The organism is Robertmurraya sp. FSL R5-0851, from assembly GCF_038002965.1.
GTDB lineage: Bacteria > Bacillota > Bacilli > Bacillales > Cytobacillaceae > Robertmurraya_A > Robertmurraya_A beringensis.
Genome location: NZ_JBBOOE010000001.1, coordinates 1407515 through 1425912, shown reverse-complemented (window position 1 = coordinate 1425912; position 18398 = coordinate 1407515). Strand labels below are relative to the sequence as shown.

The window sequence follows — 18398 nt, the reverse complement described above, 5'->3', positions numbered from 1 at the left end:
ATTAGCCACTTGCTTTTTAATCATTAATAGACGAAAAAAGACATAGTCAAATGGAAAGAACTATATAGCATCAAGCTAATCATCGTTACAATCATTGTCTTTTTAGGTGAACGAATAATATGGTTTCCAGTTGAAATTGCTATGTAGAAAAAGACAAAAAACATTAAGATATTGTAAATCAGTTGATCATGCTTTGAAAGCCATTCAGTAAGAGTATATCCACTCCAAATCATCAATTGTATGATGATTACAACGTAAATCTTCATACTATTCACCACCGAATCTATTCTTCTAAGCTTACTTGTCCTACCTTATCTTATGTTTAAACTTCTTATTCTATTTTTCATTTCTGTAACAAATAGATAACATTGAATAAAATTTCCCAAATCCATGGTAAAATATGTACGAAAATTACTAAAGAAAATGGAGGCGATAAAATGAAAGGGTTCTCAACGCTAATAGTAATTATGCTCTTACTGATTATCGTCTCCTGTGATTCTTTAAAATCTAGTGATGTTTTACCCTTTGATAAAAATGTCAAACAACTCATTTTTCTTTCTGATGAATCAGAGTATCAATATGAGGCCGCCTATTATGATGCGTTAATAGAATTGAAAAAGACCTACCCTGAGGCCGTAAAAAACATGAAGACGATTAATCCAAATCGCTCTGGAGAGTATCTCGACTTTCTAACCATAAAAGAAAATCCAGCCATAATCGTAGTTTATAATAATGAAATAGTAGCCACTGTGAATGGGGAAGAAACTGTTGAAGAAATTGTCCAGCCCATAGCAAAAGTTCTGGAGGATCAATAAGACCTGCATCCCAATGGAAGCAGGTCTTATTTTTTATTTTACAATATGAATTGGATTTCCAAGTGCCACTTCAGCAGCTTCCATCGTAATCTCACCTAATGTTGGATGAGCGTGGATCGTCATTGCTAAATCTTCTGCGGTCATTCCAGCTTCAATAGCAAGACCTAATTCAGCAATCATATCAGAAGCGCTAGGTCCAGCGATTTGCGCTCCGATAACTAAACCATCTTCCTTACGAGTTACAAGCTTTAAGAAGCCTTCTGCAGCTTCAAGTGCAAGTGCACGACCGTTTGCAGCGAATGGGAATTTCGCAGCAATAATATCGATTCCCTCATCCTTAGCTTGCTTTTCTGTATAACCAACAGAAGCTAATTCAGGATCAGAGAATACTACAGCCGGAATTCCAAGGTAGTCAATCTCAGATGGATGACCAGCAATTGCTTCTGCAGCAATCTTCGCTTCGTATGATGCTTTATGCGCTAAAGGTGGTCCTGGAACAACATCACCAATTGCATAAATATTGCTTACATTTGTACGACATTGCTTGTCAATATTAATGATTCCTCTTTCACCAATTTCAACACCAGCTTGTTCTAACCCAAGCTCATCAGTGTTAGGACGACGACCAACCATTACGAACACATAGTCCGCTTCAACTGATTGCTCTTCTCCTTTTACTTCGTAAGTAACTGTTACGCTGTTTTCTGTTTCCTGTACACCTTTTGCAAGTGCCTTTGTAATAATTTCCGCACCCTTTTTCTTTAGGTTGCGCTTTACGATAGCCGACATTTGCTTTTCGAAACCATTCAGGATTTCGTCTGTACCTTCTAAGATCGTTACTTTTGTACCAAAGTTAGCGTATGCCCCACCAAGTTCTGTACCGATGTATCCTCCACCGATAACAACGATATGGTTAGGGATTTCTTCTAGAGCAAGAGCTCCCGTTGAGTCAAGTACACGCTTTGTGTATTTAAATTGTGGTAACTCAATTGGGCGTGAACCAGTTGCAATAATTGCATTTTTAAACTTATATGTTTGTGCTGAATTTTCATCCATTACACGAACCGTTTCGTTGTCTACAAAGTATGCTTCACCACGAACGATTTCAACTTTGTTTCCTTTTAAAAGCCCTTCAACACCGCCAGTAAGCTTTTTAACAACTCCAGCTTTCCATGCTTGAACTTTAGAAAAGTCAACTTTTACATTATCTGCTGTAATCCCCATTGCATCAGAGTGCTTTGCTGTTTCATAACGGTGACCAGCTGCAATTAATGCTTTTGATGGGATACATCCAACATTCAAACAAACTCCACCAAGAGTTCCTTTTTCTACAATTGTTACTTTTTGTCCTAATTGCGCCGCACGAATAGCTGCTACATAACCACCAGGGCCAGCCCCTACGACAAGAGTATCTGTTTCAATCGCGAAATCTCCAACTACCATTTTTTTACGCCTCCATTAACAATAGTTCTGGATCGTTCAACAAGCGCTTAATATGGTTAAGTGCGTGCTGAGCTGTTGCTCCATCAATCATACGATGGTCAAAGCTTAAAGATAATGCTAATACTGGTGCAGCAACAATCTCACCATTTACAACGATTGCTTTTTCTGCGATACGACCAATTCCTAGAATTGCTACCTCAGGGTGGTTAATTACAGGAGTAAACCATTGTCCACCAGCTGAACCGATATTTGTGATTGTGCAAGATGCACCTTTCATTTCATCAGGAGCAAGTTTTCCATCACGTGCTTTTCCAGCAAGTTCATTAATATCATTTGAAATCGTGAAAAGTGATTTACGATCTGCATCCTTCACAACAGGAACAAGTAATCCTTTTTCTGTATCTGCTGCGATTCCAATATTGTAGTAGTGCTTGTGAATGATTTCGCTTGTTGCATCATCAATTGATGTGTTTAAAGCAGGGAATTCGCGTAATGCACTTGTTAATGCTTTAACTACATAAGGTAAGAATGTTAATTTAATTCCTTTATTTGCTGCCACATCTTTATACTTCTTACGGTGTGCAACAAGTTTCGCTACATCAATTTCATCCATTAATGTCACGTGTGGAGCTGTGTGTTTAGAGTTAACCATAGCTTTTGCAATTGCTTTACGAATTCCACTCATCTTCTCACGAGTTTCTGGATATTGACCTTGTGGAATTGGTGTTGCTGCTTGTTTAGCTGTTTCTTTAGCTGCTTCAGTTGCAACTTCAGTAGCTGCCGCCGGTGCAGTTTCTACTGCAGCTGGTGCTGCTCCACCATTTAAGAATGCTTCGATATCGTCTTTTACTACGCGGCCGTTTTTACCAGAACCAGCAACTAAAGCAATATTTACACCTTTTTCACGAGCATATTTTCTAACTGATGGCATGGCAACCACACGACGATTAGGGTCAACTGAGGCCTGCGTTTCTGCTACACCATTGTTCGTTGTGCTAGCTTCTGCAACAGGAGCTTGCTCTTCTTGCTTTGGTGCTTCCTCTTCGTGATCGTCACCTTTAAATTTAAGGTTTTCATATCCAGGAGCATCAAATGTAATAAGCACTTGACCTACTGTTGCAACTGTTCCTTCACCTACTAGTACTTCTTCAACTGTACCAGCAACTGGTGATGGAATTTCTACTACTGCTTTATCGTTTTGCACTTCACAAAGTACATCATCTTCTTGAACTTTATCGCCAGCTTTTACAAACCACTTAACGATTTCACCTTCATGGATACCTTCACCGATGTCAGGTAATTTAAATTGGAATGACATGTATTCACCCTCCTATAGATACGAGCTTATTCAGATCTTTTCAAATAAGGAAAGGGAAAATGGTGACCCATTCCCCTCTTTTATTAATAATTTTAGAAGCTTAAAACTTTCTTAGCTGTTTCAATTACATCTTTGTAATTTGGTAACCATACTGTTTCCGCTTGAGAGAATGGGTACACAGTGTCAGGACCTGCAACACGTAATACAGGAGCTTCTAAGCTAAGAATTGCACGGTCGTTAATTTCAGCAACCACTTGAGCAGCAATTCCTGCTTGCTTTTGTGCTTCCTGAACAACAATAGCACGTCCAGTTTTCTCTACAGATGCGACGATAGCGTCAATATCTAATGGTGCAAGTGTACGTAAGTCAACTACTTCAACTGAGAAACCTTCTTTTTCAAGCTCTTCTGCAGCTTTTAATGATTCGTGTACCATTGCTCCGTAAGTAATAATAGATAAGTCTTTCCCTTCACGCTTCACGTCAGCTTTTCCTAATGGAATTGTGTACTCCTCTTCAGGAACCTCTTGACGGAATGAACGGTATAGCTTCATATGCTCAAGGAAAATAACTGGGTCATTATCACGAATAGCTGATAATAATAAACCTTTTGCATCATAAGGAGTAGCTGGGATAACAACTTTTAATCCTGGTTGTTGTGTCATTAAACCCTCTAAACTATCAGCATGCAGTTCAGGGGTATGAACGCCACCACCAAATGGAGAACGGATCGTAACTGGAGAATTGTAACGTCCACCTGAACGATAACGCATACGAGCCATTTGACCAGAAATAGAGTCAATTACTTCATAGACGAAACCGAAGAATTGGATTTCCATAATAGGACGGAAACCTTGTAAACCAAGACCGATTGCTAAACCACCGATACCAGATTCAGCAAGTGGTGTATCGAATACGCGCTCTTCTCCGAATTCCTTTTGAAGACCCTCAGTTGCACGGAATACTCCTCCGTTATTTCCTACGTCTTCACCGAATAGTAACACGTTCGGATCATTGCGCAATTCAATACGTAACGCATCCGTGATTGCTTGAATCAATGTCATTTGCGCCATGGCTTACTTCGACTCCTTTTCTTTATAAATAGCATATTGTTCTTCAAGGTTCTTAGGCATTTGCTCGTACATATTTTCCATTAGGTCTGTAACCTTCTGTTTAGGTGCCTCGTCTGCCTTTTTGATTGCTTCTTTAATATCTTCTTTTGCTCTTTCGATTACTTCGTTTTCTTTCTCTTCGTTCCAGATTCCTTTTTTCTCAAGGAATTTACGGAAGCGTACGAGTGGATCCTTTTTCTCCCACTCATTATCTAGATCAGAAGTACGGTATCTTGTTGGATCGTCTCCTGCCATTGTGTGTGGACCGTAACGATATGTTAATGTTTCGATAAGTGTTGGACCTTCACCGTTAATTGCTCTTTCACGAGCCTCTTTTACTGCAGAATAAACAGCAAGTGGATCCATACCGTCTACTTGCACCCCAGGAATACCAGCTGCTACTGCCTTTTGAGCAATTGTCTTAGCTGCTGATTGCTTTTCAACTGGTGTAGAAATTGCAAAACGGTTATTTTGAACAACGAAGATAGCTGGTGCCTTGAATGCACCTGCAAAGTTAATTCCTTCATAGAAATCACCTTGAGAAGCTCCACCGTCACCTGTGTAAGTAATCGCAACAGATTTAGCTCCACGCTTTTTCATACCTAAAGCTACACCAGCAGCTTGGATAATTTGCGCACCGATAATGATTTGTGGAGAAATTACATTTACACCTTCTGGAATTTGATTTCCGTGGAAGTGCCCACGAGAGAATAAGAATGCTTGATACAATGGAAGTCCGTGCCAAATCATTTGAGGAACATCACGATAACCTGGAAGGATGAAATCTTCCTTTTCTAATGCAAATTGTGAAGCAAGTTGTGATGCTTCTTGCCCAGCTGTTGGAGCATAAAATCCTAGACGTCCTTGTCTATTTAAAGAAATGGAACGCTGATCAAGAATTCTTGTATACACCATACGGCTCATTAATTCTTGTAGCTGCTCGTCAGATAGATCTGGCATCGCAGCTTCATTAACTACTTCCCCTTCTTCGTTTAACACTTGAATAGTTTGAAACTGCTCAGAGATTTGCTCGAGTTGCTTCGTTGCATCGAACCCTTGATTCTTCGTTTTAGAAGCCATCGGAGTCACCAATCCTTTCTTTGGTAGAAAAATAATAATAAAAGCTAAAAATACGCACAAAAATTAGGATACCCAAAATCAAATCATCTTAGAAATAATCATCATTCTAAGATTTGACCTGTTCTAAACAGAGAGAAGCTATTATTTATTAAGTAGTTTCCCACAAATCTCGTTTTAAAAAACAAAAATTGTAGATTCAATGCTTATGATATTCTGTATCACTAACTTATGCAACTAAATTGATACAATAAATTGACTCGTTTCTTAGTTTACATCATTAAAAATACCCGCGTCAAATATAAAATCTGTAAGTTTTTAAATATATCCATAGTAATTATTATTTAAATCACATTCACTTTCTGTATCATTCAATAATCCTATCTGTACTATATAACATCTTCCTTTTAACCATCCTGTTATAAAGCAAAAAAGCCGACCTTATTTGGTCGACTCTTCTATATCAAGTCCTGAAAGCTCGTAAAAGGAATGCTTCGTAACATTATACTCCTTAGTAAGCTCATTAAATTTTTCATTTGCTGCGATAACCTGTTCATATATTTGATTTATTTTAACAATTTGTTGCTCTAGTTCTCCTAAAGACCGTTCCTCTGCTTTTAGCATATTATATAGATTTTTGTCCTGCTCGAGGCCTTGAGTATATGCATGATAAAGCTCATCATGGGTCCGATATCTTTCAGTCATTACCGAGTATAATTTATCTGCTTTACTTTTTACTTGTTTCTCATCAATTTTCTCAATTAAAGGTTTCAGACGTTTAAATTCTTCTTCTGATTCCTCAAGGCTTTTTTGTTCATTTTCCATGTGAACTTTTCTTTTGTCTACTGTTTCTATAGCTTCATTAGCCTTATTTACAATATCCTCAATATTCTTAGTTCCAAGTTCCATAATCTCTCCATATATTCGTTGTTCATCCTTTTCTAACTGGACTAATGGTTCCTGCTGTTCTTCAAACAAAGCTTCTTTTTCTACCACATCTTCTAATACTTCGTGAATTTTTTCGGGAGTTGATTGAAAAGGACTACAGCCTGACAAAAATAAGATAAAAGCAAAACAAAAAAGACCTAATAATCGTTGATTTATACGCACAATTTAGCCCTCCTATATCAAATTAACTATATCTAGTAGTGGGATGAATGACAATACTAATACAATGTTTTGTGTTAAAAATGGCTACGCTTGTCCGTTATATTACATCATATTTCTAAACATTCATAAATATGTATTAAATAAGCAAAATCCTGAATCGAATGATTAACTTTTGTTTCAATCTTTGATAGACTATTATCGATAACAAAGGACGAGTGAAAGTCTTGTAACTTAGGAGCGTGTATTTATGATTACAATGGATGATATCATACGGGATGGACATCCAACCTTACGTAAAGTAGCTGAGGAAGTTTCCATGCCTCCCTCTCAAGAAGATATTGAACTGTTAACAAGTATGCATGAATACTTAGTAAACAGCCAAAATCCAGAAACGGCAATGAAATATCAGCTACGAGCTGGAATAGGCATTGCAGCACCACAAATAAACGTTTCTAAAAGAATGATTGCCATTCATGCAAAAGATGAAAAGGACCAACAGCATAGCTATACATTATTTAACCCGAAAATTATTAGTCATTCAGTAGAAAAGGCCTACCTTACTTCTGGCGAGGGATGTCTTTCTGTAGATGAAGCATTCCCTGGGTTTGTGCCAAGATATTCAAAAATTACTGTTAAGGCAATGGATCTTCAAGGAAAAGAAGTTAAGCTTCGATTAAAAGGGATTATGGCAATTGTTTTCCAACATGAAATCGACCACCTTAACGGAGTGATGTTTTATGATCATATTAACAAAAAAGACCCCTATTATGTACCTGACCATTCAATTGCGGTAGAGAGATAAAGTAGCTGCTGGTAAAACTACCAGCACTTTTTTTATGAATTCACTAAAATTCCAACTTTATCCACGAGAAATATTGTAAAAACATCATATAATATAAATAGAAGAAATGCTTCCGGGACAAATTTTCTTTACTTTGGACAAGGATCGTTTAAATATTATTTGTAAGGAGATGATCCACCATGTTAAAGAAGCTTAGAAAAAAGCTTGTTAGGCAGTGGAACGAATTATTACGTAAAAAAACAATTGCTTAGTTTTTAACCTTCCTGGCTTGGGGCTTCCCCAAGCCAGCTCTTATACTGAATATTTTTTCTCAGGAGAAAGCCCTTCTAAACTTGCGAAGGGCTACTTCTTTATTGTAAAGTTAATCATTGTCACTACATATTCTTTTGCAATAATGTAAAAGAATGGTTAATTACACATAATCCTACTATTTAATGAGAAAAAACATGAAATACATGTTATTTTTAGATATAATAGAAAAAGTTACTATCGGAACAAGGAGAGATTTTAAATGATATTTAAAGTTTATTTTCAAGAAGACAAATTACAGGTACCTGTAAGAGAAAAAACTAAAACGGTTTATGTTAAAGCGGATTCAGAACGAGAAGTCCGTACAAAATTGGCAGACCGACCATACAATATCGAGTTTGTTACACCAGTAACGGGTGCTTTCTTAGAGTATGAACAACAAAATGAAGATTTTAATGTATTGGAGATTGATTAATTTATGAAATTCGTTAAAAACGATCAAACGGCCGTGTTCGCCCTTGGCGGCCTTGGGGAAATCGGAAAGAATACGTATGCAGTTCAATTTCAAGATGAAATTATCTTGATTGACGCCGGTATTAAGTTTCCAGAGGACGAGCTACTTGGAATTGACTACGTTATTCCTGATTACACCTACCTGGTGAAAAATGTAGACAAAATTAAAGGCCTTTTCGTTACACATGGACACGAGGACCATATTGGTGGTATTCCTTACTTACTAAGAGAAGTAAATATTCCTATTTATGGTGGAAAACTTGCACTTGGCCTAATTAAAAATAAACTTGAAGAACATGGATTACTTCGCACGGCAAAATTAATCGAGATTAAAGAAGATGACATCATCAAGTTCAGAAAGACATCGGTTACTTTCTTTAGAACTACTCATAGTATTCCGGATTCATATGGAATAGTCGTGAAAACCCCGCCAGGACAAATTGTCCACACAGGAGATTTTAAATTCGATTTCACTCCAGTTGGGGAACCAGCTAATTTAACAAAAATGGCTGAGATCGGTAAAGATGGCGTACTCTGTTTGTTGTCTGATAGTACCAACAGTGAAGTCCCTGATTTTACCATGTCAGAGCGACGTGTGGGTGAAAGCATTCAGGATATTTTTAGAAAGGTAGAAGGGCGTGTTATTTTTGCCACCTTCGCATCTAATATCCACCGCCTTCAACAAGTAACAGAAGCTGCTGTTGCACAAGGCAGAAAAATCGCTGTATTTGGTAGAAGTATGGAAGCAGCGATTCGTATTGGACAAGAATTAGGTTATATTCGTGCACCGAAAGATACATTTATTGAGCCACAACAAATTAATCGAATTCCAGCTAACCAAGTAACGATACTTTGTACAGGAAGTCAAGGGGAGCCTATGGCAGCTCTTTCACGTATTGCCAATGGAACTCACCGTCAAATTCAAATCATTCCTGGAGACACTGTTGTGTTCTCATCTTCGCCAATTCCAGGAAACACGGTTAGTGTAAGTCGTACGATCAACATGCTTTTCCGAGCAGGAGCAGATGTGATTCATGGATCATTAAATGATATTCATACTTCTGGTCATGGTGGACAACAGGAACAAAAGCTAATGTTACGACTGATTAAACCTAAGTTCTTTATGCCAATCCACGGGGAATATCGCATGCAAAAAATGCATGCAAAACTTGCAGTAGATTGTGGAGTAGAAGAAGAAAACTGCTTTATTATGGATAATGGTGAGGTTCTAGCTTTAAGTGAAGATACTGCACAAGTTGCTGGAAAGATTCCATCAGGTAATGTTTATATTGATGGAAGTGGAATCGGTGATATCGGTAATATCGTTTTAAGAGACCGTCGAATCCTATCTGAAGAAGGACTAGTCGTTGTTGTTGTAAGCATTAATATGAAGGACTTTAAAATTGCTGCTGGTCCTGATATCATCTCACGCGGGTTTGTGTATATGAGAGAGTCCGGTGATCTGATTAACGATGCTCAATCACTCATTTCTAAGCACTTAAATAAAGTAATGGAAAGAAAAACAACACAATGGTCGGAAATTAAAAATGAAATTACCGACACCTTATCTCCTTTCCTATATGAAAAAACAAAACGCCGCCCTATGATTTTACCGATCATAATGGAGGTATAAAACATAAAGCCACTCTAAAAATAGAGTGGCTTTTATTTGTATCATTGGATGACTTTCTTCTCAAAACGATTGATATCAACATCCGCCCCAATAACGATTAGGACGTCATTTTCTGCAATGGGTTCATTTGCTTGTGGTGATACAATGATATTATTTCCTCGCTTAATAGCAACAATGTTAATACCGTATTTCGCACGAATATCCAAATCGATAATAGTATTCCCGACAAGACGATCACTTGCAACAATTTCGACAATACTATGTTCATCTGAAAGCTCCAGATAATCTAATACACTGTTCGATATGATATTATGAGCAATTCTTTTCCCCATGTCTCTCTCAGGATGAACCACATGGTCTGCACCAATTTTTCTAAGTACCTTCTCGTGATAATCATTTTGTGCTTTTACCGTAATATTATTTACGCCAAGCTCTTTTAGTATAAGCGTAGTTAAAATACTTGCTTGAATATTATCCCCAATGGCAACAATCACGTGGTCAAAATTACGTATACCAAGACTTTTTAATACTGATTCATCAGTTGAATCCCCTACTACGGCATGAGAAGCAATCATTGAAAACTCATTCACACGGTCCTCACTATTATCAATTGCCATAACCTCCATACCCTCTTCAGCAAGAGCACGGCAAATACTTCCTCCAAAACGACCGAGTCCAATGACAGCAAATTCTTTTTTCATAAAAAGGTTCCTCCGAATACTATTGAAGTATTTTACCATTTTAGCACAAAGGACTAAAAGGAAAAAGCCCCCATCTCAGGGTAAAGAGTTCCGTTTTGAAGTACTTTTCTTAAAATACGTACCGAAATGACGGTCGTATTGGAAAATAAGCGGAGAATTTCCGGTTATTAGTGAAATGGAGCCTTGTTTGGGGGTAAGTAAGGGGAGTTTTTCCGCTTATGCAAAGCAAAATCTCCTATTTTCGAAGTTTTTTAGCCGATAGGCGGAATCTCTCCGTCTATTTAAGCCTTTTTTATTAAAAATTACTAATTAAGCGGAATATCTCCGTCTATTTTGCAGCTCGGGTACTTAACCTGATCCCCAACAGATAAGTGCTTAACCCTCTTGAACCTAGATGTGGAAAACAGTAGCTTTTTATCGAAACGCTTATTTAGATAATAAAATCGGTACTTAAAACGGCACTGCAAATGACATAAGTTTTGAACCTTATTTTTAATTGTACAATACTTATTGTCCATCTTAATAGTGTTGTCAATTGCTAGGTAAAAGTTAATGGGATTTTGTAGAAACGCTAATAAATAAAGAAAGACGTATGCAATTCATACGTCAATTCTTGTGTTTTAATAAGAAAGTACCCGAAAACAGAACCCTTTAATCTCAGGGTGAGCGATAACTAACTCCATTAACTCGCTGTGTTCATGGTAAATTGTGCTCTTACAAGAGAATAGTATTCCCCTTGTAAATTCATTAATTGTTCATGATTACCTTGTTCAATGATTTCACCATGGTCAAGTACAAAGATTTGATCAGCTTCACGTATCGTAGATAAACGGTGAGCGATAATAACAGCTGTACGGTTTTTTAATAAAGTCTTTAGGGCATTTTGAATCTTCTGTTCAGATTCTGTATCTATACTTGCCGTAGCTTCGTCTAGTATAAGAATTTTAGGGTCTGCAAGCAAGGCTCTGGCAAAGGAAATTAACTGTCTCTCCCCTACTGAAAGGACATTTCCTCTCTCTTCTACCTCAGTTTCATACCCATTTGGAAGTCTTTCAATAAACCCATTAGCACCAACAGCCCTTGCAGCTTCTTTTGCCTCTTCCTCCGATGCCTCGGGGTTTCCAAACAATATATTTTCCATAATCGTACCGGAAAATATGAATGTGTCTTGTAGCACTACACCTATTTGTTTTCTTAAGCTCTTTAGCGAAACGTCCTTTAAATCAGTCCCATCAATAGATATAGTGCCACTTGTCGGGTCGTAAAACCGGCTAATTAAGTTTGCAATCGTTGTTTTTCCTGAGCCAGTATGGCCTACAAGGGCAACAGTCTGACCGGCTCTCATTTCCAAGGATATGCCTTTAAGGGCTTTACGATTTGAATCATAGGCAAACTCAACTTGATCAAACTCAATTTGTCCTTGAATATTTTCGAGTTCAATGGCTGTCTCCTTCTGAGACACAATCGGCTTTTCGTCCAAGAATTCAAAAATACGCTCAGAAGATGCCATTCCCATTAACAATTGATTATAAACTTGACCAAGCCTTGAAATGGGCTCCCAAAACATTCCTAGATAAAAGGCAAAGGACACAAACTCACCGATCGTTATTGATTCGTTTTGAATCAAACTTGCTCCAAACCAAATGAGAACCGCAGTCCCTACTGCATTCGTTAATTCGACCATCGGACGGAACATCGCATTTTTTCGAGAAGCTTCTCTCCAACTTTGAAAATTCTCTGTGTTCACACCATCAAAAAACGCCATGTTTTCCTGTTCCTGTGTAAAGGACTGAGTGACTCTTATTCCTTGTATACTTTCATTCAGATGAGAATTTAGTTTTGACTGCTTGAGTCGTACTACCTGCCATGATTTTCTAATATTCCTTCTAAGACTTGTAGAAATAAAGAACATGATTGGTAAAATAACCATAATAGCTAATGTTAATTCTGGACTTAATGTAAATAATATAATCATTACACCTATCAAAAGAATAACATCCATTAATAGATTAATAACTCCATTCGTAAATAGCTCCTGAAGAGAATTGATATCATTCATAATTCTCACAAGAATGGAACCTGCTGATCTCTGGTCAAAGAAGCGATGTGAAAGATTTTGCACATGGGTAAAGAGGTGTTTTCTTAGGTCATATATGACATTTTGTCCAAGCTGATTCATCCATTTTATCCGGAAGAAATTCGCTATGTAAGAAGCCACATATAAACCAGAAATAATAACTACAAGTGTAGTTAGGAGTTTCGCATCCTTATTAACGATTGCTCGATCTAACGTGTACACCCCTATCAACAATGGGATAATGAGTCGTACAGCTGTGTTAATCAGTACCATAATCATGGAAAAGGGAAGTAAATTTTTCCGATATGGTTTCATATAACTGAACAATCGCAGCATCTGACCCCAGTTAAACGGTTTATCAATTATCTGGTCTTGTGAATACTCAAATCTTTTTATTGCATTTTCACTAACACGTGGTTGTTTCTTACTCATATGATCCCCCCTATCCGATATGCGATTGCATAATTTGCTTCTGATCTTGGTATTGAATATCATATACGCGTTGATAAAGTCCGTTTTGATTTACTAGTTGTTCATGGACTCCGCGTTCTACAATTTTCCCTCTATCTAGAACTAGTACTTCATCAGCATGCTTAAGCGATGAAATTCTATGGGCAATGATAAATGTTGTTCTCCCTTTCATAACCTCATGAAGCGCTTGCTGTATTTTATATTCGGTTTCCATATCAACAGCACTTGTCGCATCGTCTAAGATAAGAATACTTGGATTCACACAAATCGCCCTTGCAATAGCAATTCGCTGTTTTTGACCTCCTGATAATCCCATTCCACGTTCTCCAAGCATGGTGTCGTAGCCATCGGGAAGCTCCATAATAAATTCATGTGCTTGAGCCCTTTTCGCTGCTTCAATGATCTCTTCCATTGTTGCCTCAGGTCTTCCATAGGAGATATTTGCTTTAATGGAAGACGAAAACAGAAAGGATTCCTGTAACACAAACCCTATATTGCTTCTTAAAGATTTAAGTGCGTAATTGTTTACCTTCTCACCGTCAATTATTACTTCTCCTTCTGTAACGTCATAAAATCTTGTGATAAGCTGTGTAATGGTGGTTTTACCTGACCCAGTAGCTCCTAGAAGCCCTATTTTCTTTCCAGGCTCAGCCACAAAAGAAACATCGTATAATGCCTCAGAATCATCCACAGTATATTTAAAGGTAACGTTCTTAAATTCTACCTTTCCTAGCAATCTATCAACCATTAATTGCCCATCATTCTCCTCAATCTCTCCCTCTTCTTCAAGGATCTCCAATAGCCTTTCTCCAGAAGCTTTCGATTGAGAAAATAAATTAATCACAAACCCAAGGTTCATAATTGGCCACATAATGTACCAAACCAAACTGTAAAAAGCCACCAACTCTCCAGGTTTAAGCTCCTCCTGAATGACGAGATATCCCCCGTAAGATAGCAATAGGACAACGCTAATATTTCCAAGCAACTCCATTAGAGGAAAATACTTTGCCCAAATATTGGAAGTGAAAATATATTTATCCTTATAGTCACCATTTGAATGGTTAAACTTTCCGATTTCAAAGTCCTCTCTTGACAATGACTTCACCGTATTAATACCACTAATATTTTCTTGAACTTTTGTGTTTAATTTCCCAAAGGATTTTCGAATTCCTCTAAATGCAGGATGAACTGCTTGATCGAATTTATAAACAACAATCGCTAAAAACGGAAGTGTGATCAAAGTAACAATGGTTAGTGGAACAGAGTAGTAAAACATGACACCAAAAGTGATACCAATTAAAACAATAAAGCGAATTAATTCTGAAAACCCAAATGAAAGAAAAAAACGAAACCCTTCTACATCTGCAGTTAACCTCGACATAAGATCTCCCGTTTTAGCATTATCGTAATAGCGGAACGGTAAATACTGCAGCTTCTCGTAAAGACGATTTCTCAATTTATAAACGGAGGTTATTCCAAACAAGTCTCCTGTATATTGGTGAATATACGTTCCAACCCCCTTGATCACCATCACACCAACAAATCCTAAACTAACGATTGGAATCCATTCGTACCTTCCCCCCAGCACAATGTCGTCAATCGTTATTTGAAGAATAATTGGGTATATTACAGTGATCCCTGTAATAAGTAATAGAAATGACATTGACCATAAGAAATAGCTTTTATAAGGCCAGTAAAATTCTTTCAGCTTTTTAAAAACCTCCATGAAAATCCCCCTTCATTTGTCAGAATTTCTAAAATATTCATGAGCATAGTAATAAATATATCGGTTTTCGAAATAAATTTCCACCCTTTTACAACATTTTTTCATATTAAAAAAGACTAGGGAAAATCCCTAGTCTACTAAAAAATCTACTCTGCTTTTTCCATTTCATCTAAAACACGATTGACGCGTTTTTCTAACATTTTCATTCCGCTTCCACCAGCTTGGAAATGACGAAGATTTCCATCTTTATCAAACACATAGTATGCAGGTACATACTGATTTTCAAATGCTTCGGTTAATTTATGTTCACTGTCAACAAAAATTGGTTGTGTAATACCGTGTTCGTCAGCCGTTTTCTTGATTGCTTCAAGATCTAGATCTTCTTCGCTTCTTGGCATATGAACAGCGATAACATTTAATTTATCTTTATAATCATCACGGAATTGATTTACTTGTGGCATTGCCTCTTTACATAAGTAGCAGCTTACTGACCAAAAGTGAATTAGTGTAGGTTTTTCCCCAACTAAATCAGCTTTCGTGATTTCACCATTTAACCATTCGGTTGCACCAGTTAATTCTGGCATTGGCGCTCTAAGTTTCATTTTACAACTCTCCCTGCTCATAAATTTCATAACTTAAAGAAAAGACCTAACTTTACGTTAAGGCCTTTTCCACTTTATTGATTAAAGAGTTTTTTGACCTGGTTTCCAGTTTGCTGGGCAAAGACCACCAGTTTGTAGTGCTTGAAGTACACGTAATGTTTCATCTACGTCACGACCGATATTGTTATGGTTAACAACTGAGTACATCATTTCACCTTCTGGGCTGATGATGAATAGACCACGTAATGCAATACCTTCTTCTTCAATTAAAACTCCATATTCGCGTGAAACAACATGGTTTGTATCAGCAGCTAAAGGATACTTAAGGTCACCAAGTCCGTTTTCTTTACGGTCTGTATTGATCCATGCTAAGTGAGTGTGAATGGTGTCAGTAGATACACCAATTACTTCTGCATCAAGATCTTCGAACTCATCATAACGATCAGACAATGCAGTGATTTCTGTAGGACATACGAAAGTGAAATCCATTGGATAAAAGAAAAGGACAGTCCACTTATCGTTTTTCATGTTTTCTTCAAGACTTACTTTTCCGAATTCCTTATTTGGAAGTACAGCATCCATCGCAAAGCGTGGAGCTTGTTTTCCTACCATACGTTCTGCCATTATAAATCCCTCCGTGTAAAAATATGTAGATATTGTGAAAAAAAATACAAATACAATTATAGTAGTAACTTAATGCTAGAGTCAATTGTTATGAAGGAATAGATGTTAAAAAAGAGTTATTATTAAAATAACACCTAACCCACTATATGGTTTGCCCTTTTTTTTCGTAAAATAAACTCTGTTATTTTAATTTCCTTTATAATTTAAGTAAGCGGTTAGAAGCATAATCGCTTTCTCAATTGCATCTTCATTAGGATTTAATTTTGAATGATGAAGTCCAAACTCAGACTCAACTCCTAGCCAAAACATGAAGCCAGGTATCTTTTCTAACATGTATCCGAAATCTTCTCCTGTCATCGCTTCCTTACATTCAATCACGCGAACTAAGGATTGTTCCTCAACATAATTCATAAATTCTCTTGTTAACGAGTGGTCATTGTATACTTGATGATACATACTACCGTAATCGATCTTTACCTCGCATTCGTATCCAGTAGCTATCCCTTGTACGATAGACTCGATTCTATTCTTTACTTTTTTCATCGAATCAACCGAGAGGGTCCGTATCGTGCCTTCTAGTCTAGCCTTCTCAGCAATAACATTTTGAACGGTGCCTCCAGTAATTTTCCCAATTGTTATAACGGCGCTATCCAATGGGTCAATATTTCTACTGATAACCGTTTGTAGTTGACTTACAAGGCTGCAAGCAGCTATGACCATATCATTCGTTTGGTGAGGATAGGCGGCATGTCCACCTTTACCGACTAAGTCAATAAAGAGTTCAGATGTATTAGCAAATAATAGACCTTCTCTTGTCGCAATTGTACCAACAGGATACTCAGGCGCAATATGAAGGGCAATAATCATATCAGGCTTCCACTCTTCCATTTCCCTAGACTTCAGCATAGGTTCTGCTCCGCCGGGGCCTTCTTCAGCAGGTTGAAATATAAACAGCATGTCATCCTGTATGGGGTGGTGGACGATGTGAGTTAATACTCCTAATCCAATACTCATATGAAAGTCATGGCCACAGGCATGCATTTGTTCCGCGTGAGTAGAGTGAAAAGGAAGCTCAGTTTCTTCTTTTATTGGTAACCCGTCAATGTCAGCACGATAACCTATTATTTTTCTTGGATTTAACCCATGTACCTTTACGAACAAACCCGTTTCCCATTTTCTTACTTCTAATCGTTCTTTTGGTAACGATTCAATATATGATAATAAATATTTCTGCGTTTTAAACTCCTGAAAGCCAAGCTCTGGGATTTGATGCAAGTCTCTCCGAATTTGAACAAACGGATTACTCATTACTTCTCCCCCTTTATTAAGGAGAAAGCGTGGATAGAAATCCACGCTTTCAAAAAATGTATTATAGTTGACGTAATGCTTGGATTACTTCCGTTTTTGATAATGTCTTCTCGTCTGCTTGTTTAATGACACGAGCAGGAACACCGGCAACTACTGCACCAGCGGGAACGTCCTCGATAACAACTGCACCAGCAGCTACACGAGCACCTTTACCCACACGAATTCCTTCAAGTACAACAACGTTTGCGCCAATAACAACATCATCTTCAATTACTACAGGGCTAGCAGAAGGTGGTTCAATAACGCCTGCTAACACAGATCCAGCACCGATGTGACAGTTTTTACCTACAGTAGCTCGTCCACCTAAAACAACGTTCATGTCAATCATTGTTCCTTCACCAACTACTGCACCAATGTTAATAGATGCGCCCATCATGATAACGGCATTGTCACCAATCTCAACCTGATCACGAATGACAGCACCTGGCTCAATACGCGCTTTAATATTTTTCATATCTAAAAGTGGAATGGCTGAGTTTCTTCTGTCATTTTCAACAACATAGTCCTCAATTTTTCCTTTGTTTGCTTCTAACGCTTCACTAACTTCGCTCCACTCACCAAATACAACTCCTGTATTTCCAGTGATAAAGGCCTTTGCACTTGCACCAAAGTCAATTCCTTCAAGATCACCTTTTATGTATACCTTAACTGGTGTCGCTTTTTTGCTATTTTGAATAAACGAAATGATTTCGTTTGCATCCATCATTTTCATATGTTTCCCTCCAATTTATACAATCTAAAAATTACTTTAACAAACAAC

17 protein-coding genes are annotated in these 18398 nt (G+C 37.6%); 4 read left to right on the top strand and 13 right to left on the bottom strand.

Annotated elements, in window-relative coordinates; all coding sequences use genetic code 11:
• Nucleotides 1-23 precede the first annotated feature (23 nt).
• The gene (locus tag MKX65_RS07405; RefSeq protein WP_160548559.1) at nt 24-266 is read right to left on the bottom strand and encodes a hypothetical protein; all 243 of its coding nucleotides are present in this window, start codon (nt 264-266) and stop codon (nt 24-26) included.
• Nucleotides 267-437: 171 nt separating this feature from the next.
• Here MKX65_RS07405 and MKX65_RS07400 point away from each other — a divergent pair, with 171 nt between their 5' ends.
• Nucleotides 438-815, top strand: a complete 378-nt coding sequence (locus tag MKX65_RS07400) for a small peptidoglycan-associated lipoprotein (protein WP_160548558.1) — start codon at nt 438-440, stop codon at nt 813-815.
• 33 nt (nt 816-848) lie between these two features.
• Here MKX65_RS07400 and lpdA read toward each other — a convergent pair whose 3' ends face one another.
• The 5 genes from lpdA to MKX65_RS07375 form a co-directional block, all read right to left on the bottom strand.
• Complete coding sequence (gene lpdA / locus MKX65_RS07395; protein ID WP_160548557.1) at nt 849-2258, bottom strand: dihydrolipoyl dehydrogenase; 1410 nt, start codon at nt 2256-2258, stop codon at nt 849-851.
• Nucleotides 2259-2262: 4 nt separating this feature from the next.
• Nucleotides 2263-3576 (bottom strand): 2-oxo acid dehydrogenase subunit E2, encoded by a 1314-nt coding sequence (locus MKX65_RS07390; RefSeq protein ID WP_160548556.1) that lies wholly within the window; start codon nt 3574-3576, stop codon nt 2263-2265.
• Nucleotides 3577-3668: 92 nt separating this feature from the next.
• Complete coding sequence (locus MKX65_RS07385) at nt 3669-4646, bottom strand: alpha-ketoacid dehydrogenase subunit beta (protein WP_160548555.1); 978 nt, start codon at nt 4644-4646, stop codon at nt 3669-3671.
• Between the two features lie 3 nt (nt 4647-4649).
• Entirely contained in the window at nt 4650-5765 is a 1116-nt protein-coding gene (gene pdhA / locus MKX65_RS07380; protein ID WP_160548554.1) for a pyruvate dehydrogenase (acetyl-transferring) E1 component subunit alpha, read from the bottom strand.
• Between the two features lie 438 nt (nt 5766-6203).
• Nucleotides 6204-6872 carry a YkyA family protein gene (locus MKX65_RS07375; protein WP_160548553.1) on the bottom strand — a complete coding sequence of 223 codons (669 nt, stop codon included), beginning with the start codon at nt 6870-6872 and terminating at the stop codon, nt 6204-6206.
• Between the two features lie 247 nt (nt 6873-7119).
• On the opposite strand from MKX65_RS07375, the gene def reads away from it, so the two are divergent.
• The 3 genes from def (at nt 7120) to rnjA (ending at nt 10069) form a co-directional block, all read left to right on the top strand.
• Complete coding sequence (gene def / locus MKX65_RS07370; protein WP_160548552.1) at nt 7120-7674, top strand: peptide deformylase; 555 nt, start codon at nt 7120-7122, stop codon at nt 7672-7674.
• A gap of 511 nt (nt 7675-8185) precedes the next feature.
• Nucleotides 8186-8398, top strand: coding sequence for a DNA-dependent RNA polymerase subunit epsilon (locus tag MKX65_RS07365; protein WP_160548551.1), 213 nt, complete (start codon nt 8186-8188; stop codon nt 8396-8398).
• A gap of 3 nt (nt 8399-8401) precedes the next feature.
• Nucleotides 8402-10069 carry a ribonuclease J1 gene (gene rnjA, locus MKX65_RS07360; RefSeq protein WP_160548550.1) on the top strand — a complete coding sequence of 556 codons (1668 nt, stop codon included), beginning with the start codon at nt 8402-8404 and terminating at the stop codon, nt 10067-10069.
• A 41-nt stretch (nt 10070-10110) separates the two neighbouring features.
• On the opposite strand, the gene MKX65_RS07355 is transcribed toward rnjA, so the two are convergent.
• The 7 genes from MKX65_RS07355 to dapD form a co-directional block, all read right to left on the bottom strand.
• Complete coding sequence (locus MKX65_RS07355; protein ID WP_160548549.1) at nt 10111-10770, bottom strand: potassium channel family protein; 660 nt, start codon at nt 10768-10770, stop codon at nt 10111-10113.
• A gap of 682 nt (nt 10771-11452) precedes the next feature.
• The gene (locus tag MKX65_RS07350) at nt 11453-13279 is read right to left on the bottom strand and encodes an ABC transporter ATP-binding protein (protein WP_340903058.1); all 1827 of its coding nucleotides are present in this window, start codon (nt 13277-13279) and stop codon (nt 11453-11455) included.
• A gap of 10 nt (nt 13280-13289) precedes the next feature.
• Nucleotides 13290-15044 (bottom strand): ABC transporter ATP-binding protein, encoded by a 1755-nt coding sequence (locus MKX65_RS07345; protein WP_340903057.1) that lies wholly within the window; start codon nt 15042-15044, stop codon nt 13290-13292.
• Nucleotides 15045-15190: 146 nt separating this feature from the next.
• Entirely contained in the window at nt 15191-15646 is a 456-nt protein-coding gene (locus MKX65_RS07340) for a redoxin domain-containing protein (protein WP_160548723.1), read from the bottom strand.
• Between the two features lie 81 nt (nt 15647-15727).
• Entirely contained in the window at nt 15728-16270 is a 543-nt protein-coding gene (locus MKX65_RS07335) for a peroxiredoxin (protein ID WP_340903054.1), read from the bottom strand.
• Nucleotides 16271-16456: 186 nt separating this feature from the next.
• Nucleotides 16457-17578 carry an N-acetyldiaminopimelate deacetylase gene (locus tag MKX65_RS07330; protein ID WP_340903052.1) on the bottom strand — a complete coding sequence of 374 codons (1122 nt, stop codon included), beginning with the start codon at nt 17576-17578 and terminating at the stop codon, nt 16457-16459.
• A 61-nt stretch (nt 17579-17639) separates the two neighbouring features.
• A complete protein-coding gene (gene dapD, locus MKX65_RS07325; protein ID WP_119707373.1) occupies nt 17640-18350 on the bottom strand; it encodes a 2,3,4,5-tetrahydropyridine-2,6-dicarboxylate N-acetyltransferase in 711 nt (236 codons plus the stop codon).
• Nucleotides 18351-18398 lie beyond the last annotated feature (48 nt).